This window comes from Azospirillum sp. (assembly GCF_035628975.1).
GTDB lineage: Bacteria > Pseudomonadota > Alphaproteobacteria > Azospirillales > Azospirillaceae > Azospirillum.
In genome coordinates this window covers 1-14,615 of record NZ_DASPIS010000086.1, presented here as the reverse complement: position 1 = coordinate 14,615, position 14,615 = coordinate 1, and the positions used below count along the sequence as shown (strand labels likewise).

The following is a 14,615-nucleotide window of genomic DNA, read 5'->3' as shown; positions in this document are numbered from 1 at the left end:
CCGCCGCCCGATCCGTGATCCGGTCAACAGCACTCGTCCTCCAGCCGGCGGAGCATCGCCAGCCCCTCCTCGTCGTCATGCTCTTCAAACAGGTCGGCGATGTAATAGATGTTGGAGCAGAGCAGGCACAGACCGTCGGCCTGCCGCTTCAGCGGGTCCTCGGCCACCGCCAGCTTGGCGCGGAACCGCTCCCAGAAGGCGTTGGTCTTGGCCGGATCGTCGATGTGCATGTACAGCCAGTCGATGATGCGGCGGCTGTTGCCCTCGCAATCGATTCCCTTGAACGAGACGTAACGGTCGGGCGCGTCGATGCTGTCCACGGGATGCGGCCTCCTCATGCCGGTTGCCAGGGGTGGGGAACATGGCATCGATGCTTCGCCAAACGCGACCCTGCCCGCAAGCCGCGCAGCACCAGCGGCATCCGGCCTGCGCGAACGGTGGAATCGCTGCGTGAACGGAGACGCCTAAAGCGCCAGCCGCTTCTTCAGCGCGTCGGCCCGGTTGCGGCTGACCGGCACGCGGGGAGCGCCAGGGGCGGCCATGACGAAGGCGGCGCGGCCGTCCTGCCGCTCCACCGCGCGGGCATGGCGCAGGTTGACGATGTAGCCGCGGTGGGTGCGCACGAAGGACCGCGGATCGAGCCGCGCCTCCAGTTCCGACAAGGGCAGGCCGCAGAAGAAGGCGCCGTCACCGGTGTGGACGGTGGTGTAATGGCCGTCGGCCTGCAGGTAGACGGCATCCGCCGGGTCGAGCAGGACGATGCCCTGCCCCTTTTCCACCGGCAGCTTGACCAGCGGTTCGGGCGGCGATGCGGATGGCGGGACGGAAGGGGCCTGCGCATCCACCACGGCGGGCCGAACGGCCTCCATCAGCATCAGGGCGGTGACGGCACTCCCCTCCGCCACCGTAGCGGCGGACGCCAGCGCGGTCGCCTTCACCACCAGAACCCGGCCGGGCAGTGCCACCATCATCGAACAGGCGGAGGCCGGAGCGGCCGGATCGCCGGCCGCGGCCAGCAGCAGTTCCACCTTGGCCCGGTGCGAGGGCGGGTGCAGGTCGTGCAGATAGGCGCCGACCAGCCCGGCCGCCCGTTCCCCCAACAGCCGCACCGCCGCCGGATTGAGGGTCAGCACGCGCCGCGCGCTGTCCAGCAGCACCAGCCCGACGTCCATGTTCTGCAACGCATAGTCCATGGACGCCCACTATAACGGTGATTCAGTCCTGGCTCTCGCCTTTCCGGCGGCTGCCCTGCACCAGGGCGGCGACGACGCCGTGGAAGGTGCGCACCTCCTGCTCGGTCATCTCCATGCGTTCGAAGGCGTTGCGCAGGGTGCGGACCATCGATGGGCGCTTTTCCTCGCTGGTGAAGAAGCCGGTGCGATCCAGCGCCGCCTCCAGCCGCTCGAAGAAGTTCACCCGTTCCGCCATCGTCGCCGGGCGGGTCTGGCCGGTGTGCAGGAAGCGGTCGGGCGTGCGGTCGCCGGCCTGGAACCATTCGTAGCCGATCAGCAGGACCGCCTGCGCCAGGTTGAGCGAGGAGAAGGCGGGGTTCAGCGGCACCGTCACCAGCGTCTGGGCGAAGGTCAGGTCGTCGTTGAACAGCCCGGTGCGCTCCGGCCCGAACATCACGCCGACCTTCTGCCCGGCGGCATAGCGTTCCCGCATTTCGCCCGCCGCGACGCGCGGGGTGACGAAGCGCTGGATCATGTCCCGGGTGCGCACCGTGGTGGCGTAGACCGCCTCAAGGTCGGCGACCGCCTCGGCCGTCGTCTCGAAGATCCTGGCGTTGTCGATGACGAGGTCGGCGCCCGATGCGGCGGCACTCGCCTTCGGGTTCGGCCAGCCGTCGCGCGGCTTGACGAGGCGCAGGTCGGTCAGCCCGCAATTCAGCATCGCGCGCGCGCAGGCGCCGATGTTCTCGCCGAGTTGCGGCTGCACCAGGATGACGGCGGGGCCGCCAAGGATGGACTCACGCGTGGGATTCTGGCCGGAGGTCATGGGACGTAGGTTCGTTTGAGGTAAAGTGCAGAGGCCCCCTCCCTAACCCTCCCCCACCTTCGGTGGGAGAGGGAACTGCCGCCGCTCTGCGACTAACTCCCTCTCCCGCGATCGGACCGGCCTTTGGCCGGCCGAGGGCGGGGGAGGGTTGGGGAGGGGGCAAACCGGACCCGAGCGCCGCCTAGTCCTGCTGTTCCGCCTTCTCCGCCTCGACCTGAACCGGGCCGCCGTCGATGGCGGTCAGGCGCTTCTTCAGGTCGGAGACGTCGGCGAACAGGCGCTTCAGGCGGGCGAGGCCCTTGTATTGTTCGAAGGCACGGGCGCGCGGCACGGCGGGATAGCCCATCCACACCGACTTCGGCGGGATGTCCATGCCGACGCCGGAATTGGCGGCCACCACCGCGTCGCTGCCGATCTTCACATGGTCGGCCACGCCCACCTTGCCGGCCAGAACCACGCGGTCGCCGATCACCGTGCTGCCGGCGACGCCGACATGGCCGCACAGCATGCAGTTGGTGCCGACCTGCACGTTGTGGCCGATCTGGACGAGGTTGTCGATCTTGGTGCCGTTGCCGATGCGGGTGGCCGTCACGGTGCCGCGGTCGATGGTGGCGCCGGCGCCGATTTCGACATCGTCGCCCAGGATCACCGTGCCGATGGAGTTCACCCGGCGGATCAGCACGTTGGTGCCGACGACGCGGCCGGTGGTCTTGGCCGATTCGACGCTGCCCGGCTCCGGAGTGACGAAGCTGAAGCCGTCGTTGCCGACGGCGGCGTTGGGATGGATGATGCAGCGCGCGCCCATCTCCACCCGCTCGCCGATGCGGGCGCCGGGGTGCAGCAGGCAGCCGTCGCCGATCACCGCGTCGGCACCGACGGTGACGTGCGGCAGGATGATGGCGCCGGCCCCGATGCGGGCGCGCGGACCGATGTAGGCGAAGGGGGCGATGGAGGCATCCGGCGCCACGACCGCGTCGGGCGCGACATAGGCCTGCGGCGACACCCCAGGCTCGGCATGGACCGGCTTCTCGAAGATGTCGAGCATCCCGGCCATGGCATAGCGCGGGCGCTTCACCACGATGCGGTTCTCGATGCCGTCCGGCACCTCGACCCCCTCGGCGACCACGGCGGCCACCGCCTTGCTGCCGGGCAGCAGGGCCAGCAGGTCCTTGTCCATGGCAAGCGCCAGATCCTCCGGCCCTTCCGCCTCCGACGGGTGGACGGCGCGGCGGACCAGGATGGAGCCGTCGCCTTCGACCGTCGCGCCCAGCGCTTCGGCGATCTCGGCCAGAGTACGGGGGGCCTGGGTCGGATGGGGCTTGGTCATGGGAAAGCACCGGTGTCAGAGTCGTCACGAACCGCCTTGCCGGACGGCGCGGCGGACCCTAACACGGGCGTCCGGCGGATGGCGAGGTATCAGAACGCGGCACCGGCCTGCGCATCTCCCGTCTGCCCTCCCTTGGCGCCCCGACGCAACAAGCCCTTCACCCGCTCCTTCACCCGCCGCAGCAGCGGCTGGCGTGCCTGGACCGCATAGTATTTGCGCACCGTTTCCAGGATCTCCCAGGTGCCGGTGAAGCCCATCGGCAGGACCAGCGCGTCGCCGGCCTTGTATTCTCTCGGCATTCCGCCTTCGGGCGTGATGATGACGCGGCCGGACAGCAGGACGCAGAACTCGTGATACGGCCAGTCCTTCATCGCCACCAAGCCCGGTGTGCATTGCCACACCCCCGACTTGAAGCGGCCAAAGTCGCCGTCGAACAGGTTGCGGTGAATCTCCTGCGGCTGGCCGGACAGGATGGCGCCGAACACCGCGGGCTTGCCGGTCTCGTCATCGGCGATGCGGCGGCTTTCGATGGGCACGGGGGTGAAGTCGGGCATCGGCTCTCCCGGTCAGGAAGGTGTAAGGGTCGGCGGCGCTCCTGCGCAACACCGCAAGCCCCCGAAGGTTCCCGGTAGGACCAAAAAAAATCAGCCGCCTAGATTGACGATCTCCACCCGCCGGTTGGCCGCCGCCTTCGGCTCGTCGGGCAGCAGCAGTTCCCGCGCGCCCATGCCCGATGCCTCCAGCCGGTCACGGCGGATTTGGTGGTTCGACCCCAGATACTCGACCACCGCCGCCGCCCGCCGCTTGGACAGGATGAGGTTGGCCGCATCGCCGCCGACGGCATCGGTATGGCCGACGATGCGGAAGCGCGTGTTGCCCGCCGTCACCATCACCGCGGCCACCTTGTCCAGGATCGCCCGCGACTCCGGCTTGATGCGGGCGGAGTTGAAGTCGAACTCCACCCGGAAGGCGGCGCGCATTTCCGGCGCCGGCAGGGCGGCCGGTCCCGGCAGCGGCGGCAGCGCCACCGGTCCGGGGGGAGCGGCCACGGCTGCCGGCGGCGGGGCGGCGGGACGCTGCATCGTCACCGGCGGACAGTTGGGGCCGGTGGTGCCGAGCAGCGCCGCCTGGATCTCGCATTCGCTGGGATTCGGCCCCATCGGCATGGCCGGGTTCGGCAACCCCTGGGCAATGGCCGCCACCGGCAGAACCAGCCAGACGCAAGCACCGAGCATCAGGCCGAGCCGCATGGTCCAATTGCGGCTCCGCCGCATGGCCGCATTGTTCGGACCGCGGACGGTCGTGTCACATTGCCCGTGGAACAGTCCTGCGTGCATCTGTACGATCCCGGTCCGTATCTTTCGTATAGGGCGCTTGGGAGGAAACAAGCATGAAATCGCTGAAGGCTCTGCTCGCCGGCATCGCGCTGGCCGCGCTGACGGTTCCCGCCGTTCTGGCCGGTGCTGCGAACGCTGCCGACTACAAGGCGGAGTACAAGCTTTCCACCGTTCTGGGCAAGCCTTTCCCCTGGGGCGTGGGCGGCGACCGCTGGGCCGAACTGGTCAAGGAGAAGACGGGCGGCCGCATCAACATCAAGATGTATCCCGGCACCTCGCTGGTGAACGGCGACCAGACCAAGGAATTCACCGCGCTCCGCCAGGGCACCATCGACATGGCGGTCGGCTCCACCATCAACTGGTCGCCGCAGGTGAAGGAACTGAACCTCTTCTCCCTGCCCTTCCTGATGCCGGACCACAAGGCGCTGGACGCCCTGACCAAGGGCGAGGTGGGCCAGAAGCTGTTCGACCTGCTCGCCACCAAGGACGTGGTGCCGCTGGCCTGGGGCGAGAACGGCTTCCGCGAGATTTCCAACTCCAAGCACCCGATCCGCACGCCGGCCGACCTGAAGGGGCTGAAGATCCGTGTCGTCGGCTCGCCGCTCTACCTCGACACCTTCACGGCGCTGGGGGCCAACCCGACGCAGATGAGTTGGGCCGACGCACAGCCCGCGCTGTCCACCGGCGCCGTCGACGGGCAGGAAAACCCGCTGACCATCTTCGTCGCCGCCAAGCTGGCGACGCTGGGCCAGAAGAACCTGACGCTGTGGGGCTATGTCGCCGACCCGTTGATCTTCGTGGTCAACAAGGAGGTGTGGGCGAGCTGGTCGAAGGAGGACCAGGAAGCGGTGCGCGCCGCCGCCGTCCAGGCCGCGGCCGAAGAGGTGGCGATCTCGCGCAAGGGCATCACCGCCGAGGACGACAGCCTGCTGAAGGACATCGCCGCCCAGGGCGTCGAGGTCGTCCGCCTGACGCCGGAGCAGCAGAAGGCCTTCCAGACCGCCACCCAGCCGGTCTTCGACAAGTGGTCCAAGCAGATCGGTCCCGATCTGGTGAAGGCCGCCCAGACCGCCATCGCCGAGCGGAAGTAAGCACCTTCTCGCGGGAATGACGAAAGGCGGCGCCTTCAGGGGCGCCGTTTTTCATGGCCGCAGAGCACTTGCTTGTGATGCGTGCCCGTGCGGATTGCGCTACAACTCCCCCAACTTGCCGGATGGTTTGCGGAGCGGGCGCGTATGACGTCGGAAATGCTGCTGGCGCTGTTCTGCGTCGGCGCCACCCTGCTGTTCCTGGCGGTCCGGCGCGGGTTGATCCTACGCACCGACCAGGAAATCCGCTGCGCCGGCGCGACCCTGATCAGGGAGCGCGATGCGCTGGAACGTCAGGCCAACGAGCTTGAGGCCATGCAGGCCGGCATCGGCGCGATGAAGGCCAAACTGGTCGAACTGTCGACCGACAAGCTGATCCTCAGCCGCCGCGGCGGCAAGCGAGCCGCGGCGTCGCGCCTCTTCATCCACGAGATCGGCCGGCCGGAGCCCGGGCGCAAGTGCTTCGCCTTCCGGCTGGCGATTGCGCCGGGCTTCGTTGCCCAGCCCGACGCCAAGGCGGTGGTTCATCCCGCCATCTGGCGTTTCGAGAATGTGGCGCAGGTTTGGGCTGCCGATTTCGCCGCCGCCCAGATGCTGACCCGCAGCATTTTCCATGAAGGCGTCGGCGTGACGGTTTCCGGCGAGGATGCCGAGCGGGACGCCGTTGCGGGAGCCGCCGCGCCATGACCATCCTGTGGGTGCTGGGCGCGGTCGCCAGCCTGGGCGCCGGCGTGGTGGGAGAACGGATCCTCGGCATCCGCGCCCGCCGCCAGTCGCAGAAGCTGGCCGCGCTGAAGGAGCGGCTGGACGTCTACGCCAACTACGCCAAGCTCGCCGCACTCCGCCGGGCGGAGACGGAGGAAACGCTGGCCGGCCTGCGCCGCGAGGTGGCGGAGGTGGAGGGCGAGATCCTGTCCCTGCAATCGGCCGTGACCGACGAGGCCGCACTCGCGCCGATGGAGTTTTACTCCGTCGACCGCGTCGCCCGTTCCGGCGGCCCGCTGTGGTACGTCGCGGTGGAGGCGCTGGACGCCACCGCACCATGGTCGGGCGTGCGCCATTACGCCGTCGCCGCCGAAAATGCCGAGGACGCGCGCAAGCGGATCGCCGAACGCTATCCCTCCCCCACGGCTTTCGCCATCTCCCCCGCCGCGCAGTTGGTGCTGCCGGAGCGTTGAGGGGATTCGGTGTTGTAGCGTAGTCGGCTGACGATGCCCCCTCCCCATCCCTCCCCCGCTATCGCGGGAGAGGGGGCCTGACGGAAAAGCGGCGGCAGTCCCCTCCACCGCCGAAGGCGGGGGAGGGTTAGGGAGGGGGCAAAATGCCAACGATATTCCAAGAAAAAAGGGGCGCCCCACCAGAGCGCCCCCCTCTTCCATCAACCGCAGATCAAGCGTTGTTCATGCGGTTGTCGATCAGGTCGGTCACCACGCCCGGATCGGCCAGCGTCGAGGTGTCGCCCAGGCTGTCATGCTCGTTCGCGGCGATCTTGCGCAGGATGCGGCGCATGATCTTGCCCGAACGGGTCTTCGGCAGGCCCGGAGCCCACTGGATCAGGTCGGGCGAGGCAATCGGACCGATCTCCTTGCGGACCCAGGCGACCAGTTCCTTGCGCAGTTCTTCCGTCGGGGTCTCGCCGGCGTTGAGCGTGACGTAGGCATAGATGCCCTGGCCCTTCAGGTCGTGCGGATAGCCGACGACTGCGGCCTCGGCGACCTTCGGGTGGGCGACCAGCGCGCTTTCGACCTCTGCGGTGCCCATGCGGTGGCCGGACACGTTGATGACGTCGTCGACGCGGCCGGTGATCCAGTAATAGCCGTCGGCGTCGCGGCGGCAGCCGTCACCGGTGAAGTACTTGCCCGGGAAGGTCGAGAAGTAGGTCTGGACGAAACGCTCGTGGTCGCCGAACACCGTGCGCATCATGCCGGGCCATGCGTCGGCAATGCAGAGGTTGCCCTCGGTCTCGCCGTCCAGGATCTGGCCTTCGTTGTCGACGACGACCGGCTGGACACCGAAGAAGGGCTTGGTCGCCGAACCCGGCTTCTGGCCGATGGCGCCGATCAGCGGCGTGATCAGGATGCCGCCGGTCTCCGTCTGCCACCAGGTGTCGACGATCGGGCAGCGGGCATCGCCGACCACGTTGTAGTACCACAGCCAGGCTTCCGGATTGATCGGCTCGCCGACCGAACCCAGGACGCGGAGCGAGGCGCGCGACGTCTTCTTGACCGGGCCCTCGCCCTCGCGCATCAGCGACCGGATGGCGGTGGGGGCGGTGTAGAAGATGTTGACCTTGTGCTTGTCGATGACCTGCCAGAAGCGCGAGGAGTCCGGATAGGTCGGGATGCCTTCGAACATCAGCGTGGTCGCGCCGTTGGCGAGCGGGCCGTAGACGATGTAGCTGTGGCCGGTGACCCAACCCACGTCCGCCGTGCACCAGTAGACCTCGCCGTCCTTGTAGTCGAAGACATACTGGTGGGTCATCGACGCATAGACGAGATAGCCGCCGGTGGTGTGCAGCACGCCCTTCGGCTTGCCGGTCGAACCGGAGGTGTAGAGGATGAACAGCGGATCCTCGGCGCTCATCTCCTCCGGCGGGCAGTCGGCGGAGACGGTCTCCATCTCCTCATGATACCAGAGGTCGCGGCCCTCGGTCCAAGCGACGTTGCCGCCGGTGTGCTTGACGACCAGCACATGCTTGACCATCGGCGCGCCGGCAACCGCCTTGTCCGCGTTGGCCTTCAGCGGCACCTTGCGGCCGCCGCGCAGGCCCTCGTCGGAGGTGATGACGAAATGGCTGTCGCAGTCGACGATGCGGTCCTTCAGGCTGTCGGGCGAGAAGCCGCCGAAGACGATGGAGTGCACGGCGCCGATGCGGGTGCAGGCCAGCATCGCATAGGCGGCCTCCGGGATCATCGGCAGGTAGATGGTGACGCGGTCGCCCTTCTTGACGCCGTTCTTCTTCAGGACGTTGGCGAGGCGGCTGACCTTCTCGTGCAGTTCCTTGTAGGTGACGGCCTTGGAAACGCCGGGATCGTCGCCTTCGAACAGAATGGCGGTCTGGTCGCCGCGGGTCGCCAGGTGGCGGTCGATGCAGTTGGCCGAAACGTTCAGCGTGCCGTCGTAGAACCAGCGGATGTGAACGTCGTCGTTGAAGTTGACGTCCTTCACCTTGCTGTAGGGCTTGATCCAGTCGAGCCGCTTGCCCTGCTCGCCCCAGAAGGCCTCGGGGTCCTTGACCGACTGCTCGTACATGCGGGCATAGGCTTCCGCATTCACGTGGGCGGTCGCCGCGATCTCGGGCTTCACCGGAAAGAAGCTGTTGTCGGTCATGAGTGCGATTCCCCCGTGGTGCTTCCGAATTGGCCGGAAGATGTTGCAGGGCGGCGGGCCGCCGCCCGGAATTGAGCGGCATTATCCACACATGTTGCGGGACTAACAAGCAAATCGGCCCCCGCAGGCCCCCCGACCAAAGGAGGATTGTGTCGCTGATTTTGCGGCGCGAGACTGTTTCTTCCTCAAGCATACCCAAGCAAATCAGGGCACGCAGGATCCTGCGCCGGTCGGGTCCGGGCGGCGGCGATCTTTGCGTCGATCCTTTGCCGCGACTATCCGCCGCGCCGCAGTGCAAAACGCGTCATGACCATCCTGTAACGGGTGATCCCTTGCTTAACCCGACCTTAACCGGGAGGCAGCTATAGAGTTGCTGCATCACGGTAACGATCATCGTCGGCAAGGATCGCAATGCCCAGCACCACGAACGCGGATGATCTTCCCGAAACCGGCGACCGCAGCGACCGCCTCGCCGGTCTCGCCGACCGCACCAGCTTGATGGCCATCGACGCCACGCTGCGCGCGCTCGGCGCTCCCCTCAACGTGAATTCCGCCGCCGGCGTGGCGGACATCGCCCGGCGCATGAAGCAGGCGACCAACGACTTCCACGCGGCGATGCAGGACGCGGCGGAGTAGGGGTACTTTTGATTGGGGGAGTGTGTGGGCGGTTGCCCCCTCCCCCGACCCTCCCCCGCTCTCGGCCGGCCGAAGGCCGGTCCGATCGCGGGGGAGGGAGTTAAGTGCGAAGGCAGCGGAGTTCCCTCTCCCACCGAAGGTGGGGGAGGGTTAGGGAGGGGGCATTCGGCAGCCCCTCAAGCCGGCACCCCAACCCCCGCCAGATCGCACACCCGCGCCCATTCCTCGTCGCTGACCGGGCAGACCGACAGGCGGGACTGGCGGACCAGCGCCATCGACTGCAGCAGCGGATCGGCCTTGATCTGCTTCAGCGTGACAGGCATCTTCACCGGCATCACCGGGGCGACGTCAACCATGCCGAAGCGGCCGGACTCATCGCTGGGGTCCGGATAACAGGTGCGGACGATCTCGACGATGCCGACGATCTCAAGCCCTTCGTTGGAGTGATAGAAGAAGGCGCGGTCGCCCACCTCCATCGCCTTCAGATTGTTGGACGCCTGGTGATTGCGCACCCCGTCCCAATGGGTCCGGCCATCGGCGACCATGCGGTCCCACGAGTATTTGAACGGCTCGGACTTCAGCAGCCAATAGGCCATAGCCGGCGCTCTCCCGCTCAGGCCTTGGGGTAGACGCGGCGCCAGGGCCGGATCGTCACGCTGTCGAACAGGCCGGCCTTGGCATAGGGATCGCCGGCGGCGAACTCCTGCGCCGCCGCGGCATCGGCGCACTCGACGATCAGCAGGCTGCCGACCATGCCGCTCTGGTCGTCCGACAGCAGCGGGCCGGCGGCGAAGATGCGGTCGGCGTTGGCTTCCAGATAGGCCAGATGCTCGACGCGGTTGGCGGCGCGGACATCGGCGGCACCCGCCTTGTCGACGCAATGGAACATGAACAGCATGCGGTCCCCTCCTCCATACGGTGGAGCGGGAGCCTAGCGCAGGGGACGGCGGGGGGAAAGCGCCGGCTTTACGGTCAGGCGACCACACGCGGACGCCGCTGCGCCTTGCCCCCCTTGCAGGGGCTGTAGCCGCCGGGCGCGATGCGGCCCAGGCTGATGCCGGCGCGCTCGATCTCGCCGAAGCCGCGCAGCCCCATCTCCTGCGTGGCAGCCAGCGCGATGCGGCCGCAGGCTTCGGCATCGCTGCCGGCATGGTGGTGGTCGAGCGCGATCCCCAGGAAATCGGCCAGGTGGTTCAGCCTGTGCGCGGTCAGCGTCGGCCAGGCACGGCGCGCCAGCACGACCGTGCAGAGATAGTCGCAGGCGGGCCAGTCGAGCCCGTAGTCGGTCAGGGTGTGGCGCAAGACGCTGAGGTCGAAGGCGGCGTTGTGCGCCAGGATCAGCCGGCCCTGCACCCGCTCTCGCAGGGCCGCCCAAACCTCCGGGAATTCGGGCGCCCCGGCCACGTCCTCTTCGCGGATGCCGTGGATGGCGCTGTTGAAGGAGTTGAAGCGCAACTCGCGCGGGCGGATCAGATGCTCCTCCGTCCCGGTCACGCGGCCGTTCTCGATCCAGGCGACGCCGATGGAGCAGGCGCTGGTGCGGGTCTCGTTGGCGGTTTCGAAGTCGATGGCGACGGCGTGGCCGGAGATGACGGTCATTGATGTCCGATTTGCAGGCAGGTCAGAGGCGGAGAATGCCGGCGAGATCCTCGGGAAGCGCCTCTTCCGCCGCCAGAACCCGCAGCTTCAGCAGGCTGGCGACCGCCATGGCGTCGGTGATGGCGCCGGCCAGCACCATGTCGATCACCTCGGGAAAGGGCACGCGGCGGACCGCCAGAACCTCGGTCTCGTCGGGGGCGGACTCGCCCTGCTCCAGACCCCAGGCGACGAAGGTATGGGCGACCTCGTCGGTGATGCAATTGGACAGGTGCAGTTTCATCAGGGGCATCCAGCGCCGCGCCGTCAGGCCGGTTTCCTCGCGCAATTCGCGCGCCGCCGATTCCTGCGGTTCCACCCCCTTGCGCCCGCCGCCTTCCGGAATTTCCCAGCTGTATTGCTTCAGCGGGAACCGATACTGGCCGACCAGGGTCACCGTGCCGTCGTCGTGGATCGGCACCACGCCGGTGGCAAGGCTGCGGGGATGGACGACACCGTAGATGCCGGGAGCGCCCTTCGGGGTCAGAACCTTATGCTCGACCACCTCCATCCAGGCATTCTCGTATTTCGTCGTGCTGGTCAGCACGGTCCAGGGATTGCCGGTGGACTCACCGGTTTCGATCGGCACGCGAGGCCCCCTCCGTCGGTTGCGATCGGAGTATAGGGAGACGGCTCCGCGGTCGCAATGGCTGCACCGCAGCAGGTCACAGACAAAAAATGATAAAATTTTCCAACAATTGGCGGAAACCAAGTCCAAATCGTTAAATAATGGTTTCTTGACAGACAAATCGACCGCACTTACTTCTAAATCGTGTCAGGAAAAGTCGCGGTCATACTCCGAATGGGTGGGGCGGCAACCCGCCCATTGACCTGGAAAGGGCAGCTACGTGGCTCCGCAGTTCAGTCCACAGGATTTGGAGCGGTGGCGAAATCCCGACTGGCGTAACCGTTTGGTTGCCTGGTGGGAAGGGTATGACCTCTCCCGGTTGCCCCGCGTTACGAACCGGTCTGCCCTGCGTAACGTGACGGACGAGCACAGGAACGGGCCGGTCAATGCGGTCGGCACCGCGTTCGGTCTTTCCGCTCCCTTCCCCGCTGCGGTCGATCCGCTTGCCCCCAGCCCGGCGGCCGGCGGCAATCCGGAACTGGACCGGCTGGCGTTGATGCAACTCGACCGCCACGGCGACCCCGTCTGGTCGCCCGCACGCAGCGAGGGGGCACAGCTCCTTTGGGGCCAGGACATGACCGGGCCGGAGGAAGCGGCGTGGATGATCGACTCCGTCCGCTCCTTCGGGCTGAACCCGGCCAAGAGCGTGCTGGACCTGTCGGCCGGGCTAGGCGGCACCGCCCGCGCGCTGGTGGAGAGCTGCGACACCTGGGTGACCGGGCTGGAGCCGTCGCCGCTGCTGGCGAAGCTGGCGATGGACCGGTCGAAGGCGCTGGGCCTGTCGAAGAAGGCGCCGATCGCCCATTACGACCCGGAGCATTTCAATCAGGCCGGCAGCTTCGACCTCGTCATGGCCGACCGCGTCGTCCACCGGGTTCGCGACAAGGAACTGTTCCTGGACCGGATCGGCGACTGCGTGAAGCCCAAAGGGGGCATTGCCCTGTTCGATTACGTGATCGACGGTGCTCCCGGTTCCTGGGATGCCTGGACCGCATGGCGGGACGAGGAGCCGATGGAGGTCTATCCCTGGACCGCCACCCGCATGGCCGACGAGTTGACGCAACGCAACCTCGACCTCCGCATTTCCGAGGATCTGACCCAGTTGCACCGCCGCCACATCATCGACCGTGTGCGCAGGCTGGCCGACACGCTGGCCAACGCCGTCCCGCCGGCGGCCCCGGTGCTGGCGGCGCTGAAGCGCGAGCTTGCCCTGTGGTGGGCGCGGCTGCGCGTGCTGGGCAGCGGCCTGCGCTTCGTCCGCTATGTGGCGATGAAGCCGGCGTGAGACTCCGCGCCCGTCAGCGGATCAGCCCGATGCGGTCGAGCCGCAGGGCGGCCGGCCAGCGGGTCGGTTCGTCCAATGCCGAAGGATCGACGGAGAAATGCCGCAGATCGGCCCGTCCGACGAGGTTTTCGGCGGGGACGAAGCCGACGCCGCCGGCCGTCGCCGCCACCCGGCTGTCCAGCGAATTGCTGCGGTTGTCGCCCAGCATGAAATAATGGCCGTCCGGCACCCGCAGCGGCGGCGTGTCGTCAAGACCATCGCGCCCGGCCACATGCAGAACCCGGTGTGCCGGCCCGCCCGGCAGATGCTCCACGAATTGCGGGATGGTCCGGCGCCGGCCGTCGGCCGCCGTCTCGACGAAATCCTCCACCCGCTCCAGCACCGCCGGCTGGCCGTTCACATACAGAACGCCGCCCCGCATCTGCACGACATCGCCCGGCAGCCCGACCAGCCGCTTCACATAGGTCTGCGCCGGGTCGCGCGGCAAGCGGAACACCAAGATGTCACCGCGCTCCGGCGCATGGCCCAGCACCCGCCCGGCGATGGGAAGCGCATCGAGAGGGAAGGAGTAGCGGCTGTACCCGTAGGGGAATTTACTGGCGAACAGGAAGTCGCCGACCTCCAGCGTCGGCTCCATCGATCCCGACGGGATGTGGAAGGGCTGCGCCACCACCGAACGGGCGCCGAGGGCCAGCAGCCCCGCGACCGCCACCGTGCGGACCGTATCCCACAGACCACCCCTGCCCTGCATCGCCCGTCTCCTCCAGTCCCTGCCGGCTGACGCGCAACAGACTAGGCGGAAGAGCAAGACGCCGAAAGCCATATTCGGTTCCGGATAGCATAAAACTTTGTAATGTATGGACCACCACACCGTAATCGTTTCCAGTACCGGAGCGCACGCCAAGTCTCGCCCCCTGAACCAGACGGCCTTCTTGTCTTGCGGCAAGGGTCATGTGGCGCGTTGATAGACCGGCCTTGCGCCCTACATCTTGGCTGCATGGCGCGTCCTGTCCGACGGCCTTCCAGGTGCCCGCCCGAACCGAAAGCCACGATCCGGACCGCCGGATCCAAAAGCCACAGAAGCCAAGGAGTCTTTCCAGTGACCACCTTCACCGGCCAGGATTCACTCAAGACCCGCCGCTCGCTCAGCGCGGGCGGCAAGAGCTACGACTATTTCAGCCTGAAGGCCGCCGAACAGGCGGGTCTCGGCGATCTGTCGCGGCTGCCGTTCTCGATGAAGGTGCTGCTGGAAAACCTGCTGCGCTTCGAGGACGGGCGCACCGTCTCCGTCGACGACGTGAAGGCGGTGGCCCAATGGCTGGTCGACAAGCGGTCCGACCGTGAAATCGCC

Annotated in this window: 18 protein-coding genes; 6 read left to right on the top strand and 12 right to left on the bottom strand. The window is 67.5% G+C overall.

Translation table 11 applies throughout. From position 1 onward, the window contains the following. Positions 1-23: 23 nt before the first annotated feature. The 6 genes from cowN to VD964_RS18660 all read right to left on the bottom strand — a co-directional run bounded on the left by cowN (position 24) and on the right by VD964_RS18660 (position 4,662). A complete protein-coding gene (cowN, locus tag VD964_RS18685) occupies positions 24-320 on the bottom strand; it encodes a N(2)-fixation sustaining protein CowN (protein ID WP_324870021.1) in 297 nt (98 codons plus the stop codon). A gap of 144 nt (positions 321-464) precedes the next feature. Then, entirely contained in the window at positions 465-1,193 is a 729-nt protein-coding gene (locus VD964_RS18680; protein WP_324870020.1) for a PAS domain-containing transcriptional regulator, read from the bottom strand. Positions 1,194-1,215: 22 nt separating this feature from the next. Then, positions 1,216-1,998 carry an RNA methyltransferase gene (locus VD964_RS18675; protein WP_324870019.1) on the bottom strand — a complete coding sequence of 261 codons (783 nt, stop codon included), beginning with the start codon at positions 1,996-1,998 and terminating at the stop codon, positions 1,216-1,218. A 181-nt stretch (positions 1,999-2,179) separates the two neighbouring features. Further along, positions 2,180-3,325: a UDP-3-O-(3-hydroxymyristoyl)glucosamine N-acyltransferase gene (lpxD, locus tag VD964_RS18670; RefSeq protein ID WP_324870018.1), complete on the bottom strand. Its 1,146-nt coding sequence runs from the start codon at positions 3,323-3,325 to the stop codon at positions 2,180-2,182. A gap of 89 nt (positions 3,326-3,414) precedes the next feature. Further along, a complete protein-coding gene (locus VD964_RS18665; RefSeq protein ID WP_324870017.1) occupies positions 3,415-3,879 on the bottom strand; it encodes a cupin domain-containing protein in 465 nt (154 codons plus the stop codon). 90 nt (positions 3,880-3,969) lie between these two features. After that, positions 3,970-4,662, bottom strand: coding sequence for an OmpA family protein (locus tag VD964_RS18660; protein WP_324870016.1), 693 nt, complete (start codon positions 4,660-4,662; stop codon positions 3,970-3,972). Positions 4,663-4,715: 53 nt separating this feature from the next. On the opposite strand from VD964_RS18660, the gene VD964_RS18655 reads away from it, so the two are divergent. The 3 genes from VD964_RS18655 (at position 4,716) to VD964_RS18645 (ending at position 6,928) form a co-directional block, all read left to right on the top strand. Continuing rightward, on the top strand, positions 4,716-5,753 hold the full coding sequence (locus tag VD964_RS18655) for a DctP family TRAP transporter solute-binding subunit (RefSeq protein ID WP_324870015.1): 1,038 nt from the start codon (positions 4,716-4,718) through the stop codon (positions 5,751-5,753). Positions 5,754-5,897: 144 nt separating this feature from the next. After that, positions 5,898-6,437, top strand: coding sequence for a hypothetical protein (locus VD964_RS18650; protein WP_324870014.1), 540 nt, complete (start codon positions 5,898-5,900; stop codon positions 6,435-6,437). After that, positions 6,434-6,928, top strand: a complete 495-nt coding sequence (locus VD964_RS18645) for a hypothetical protein (RefSeq protein WP_324870013.1) — start codon at positions 6,434-6,436, stop codon at positions 6,926-6,928. Before VD964_RS18650 ends, VD964_RS18645 begins: the two co-directional genes overlap by 4 nt. 211 nt (positions 6,929-7,139) lie before the next feature. Here VD964_RS18645 and acs read toward each other — a convergent pair whose 3' ends face one another. Beyond that, positions 7,140-9,080 (bottom strand): acetate--CoA ligase, encoded by a 1,941-nt coding sequence (gene acs, locus VD964_RS18640; RefSeq protein ID WP_324870012.1) that lies wholly within the window; start codon positions 9,078-9,080, stop codon positions 7,140-7,142. A 411-nt stretch (positions 9,081-9,491) separates the two neighbouring features. Here acs and VD964_RS18635 point away from each other — a divergent pair, with 411 nt between their 5' ends. Then, entirely contained in the window at positions 9,492-9,716 is a 225-nt protein-coding gene (locus VD964_RS18635; protein ID WP_324870011.1) for a hypothetical protein, read from the top strand. Between the two features lie 176 nt (positions 9,717-9,892). On the opposite strand, the gene VD964_RS18630 is transcribed toward VD964_RS18635, so the two are convergent. The 4 genes from VD964_RS18630 to VD964_RS18615 form a co-directional block, all read right to left on the bottom strand. Continuing rightward, on the bottom strand, positions 9,893-10,312 hold the full coding sequence (locus VD964_RS18630) for an EVE domain-containing protein (RefSeq protein ID WP_324870010.1): 420 nt from the start codon (positions 10,310-10,312) through the stop codon (positions 9,893-9,895). A 17-nt stretch (positions 10,313-10,329) separates the two neighbouring features. Beyond that, positions 10,330-10,614 carry a YciI family protein gene (locus VD964_RS18625; RefSeq protein WP_324870009.1) on the bottom strand — a complete coding sequence of 95 codons (285 nt, stop codon included), beginning with the start codon at positions 10,612-10,614 and terminating at the stop codon, positions 10,330-10,332. A 74-nt stretch (positions 10,615-10,688) separates the two neighbouring features. Continuing rightward, positions 10,689-11,315: a 3'-5' exonuclease gene (locus VD964_RS18620; RefSeq protein WP_324870008.1), complete on the bottom strand. Its 627-nt coding sequence runs from the start codon at positions 11,313-11,315 to the stop codon at positions 10,689-10,691. Between the two features lie 22 nt (positions 11,316-11,337). After that, complete coding sequence (locus VD964_RS18615; RefSeq protein ID WP_324870007.1) at positions 11,338-11,940, bottom strand: NUDIX hydrolase; 603 nt, start codon at positions 11,938-11,940, stop codon at positions 11,338-11,340. 259 nt (positions 11,941-12,199) lie between these two features. Here VD964_RS18615 and VD964_RS18610 point away from each other — a divergent pair, with 259 nt between their 5' ends. Next, entirely contained in the window at positions 12,200-13,264 is a 1,065-nt protein-coding gene (locus VD964_RS18610) for a class I SAM-dependent methyltransferase (RefSeq protein ID WP_414637203.1), read from the top strand. 13 nt (positions 13,265-13,277) lie between these two features. On the opposite strand, the gene lepB is transcribed toward VD964_RS18610, so the two are convergent. After that, on the bottom strand, positions 13,278-14,015 hold the full coding sequence (lepB, locus tag VD964_RS18605) for a signal peptidase I (RefSeq protein WP_324870005.1): 738 nt from the start codon (positions 14,013-14,015) through the stop codon (positions 13,278-13,280). A gap of 348 nt (positions 14,016-14,363) precedes the next feature. On the opposite strand from lepB, the gene VD964_RS18600 reads away from it, so the two are divergent. Beyond that, on the top strand, positions 14,364-14,615 hold a 252-nt coding region (locus tag VD964_RS18600), incomplete at its 3' end, for a hypothetical protein (RefSeq protein WP_324870004.1).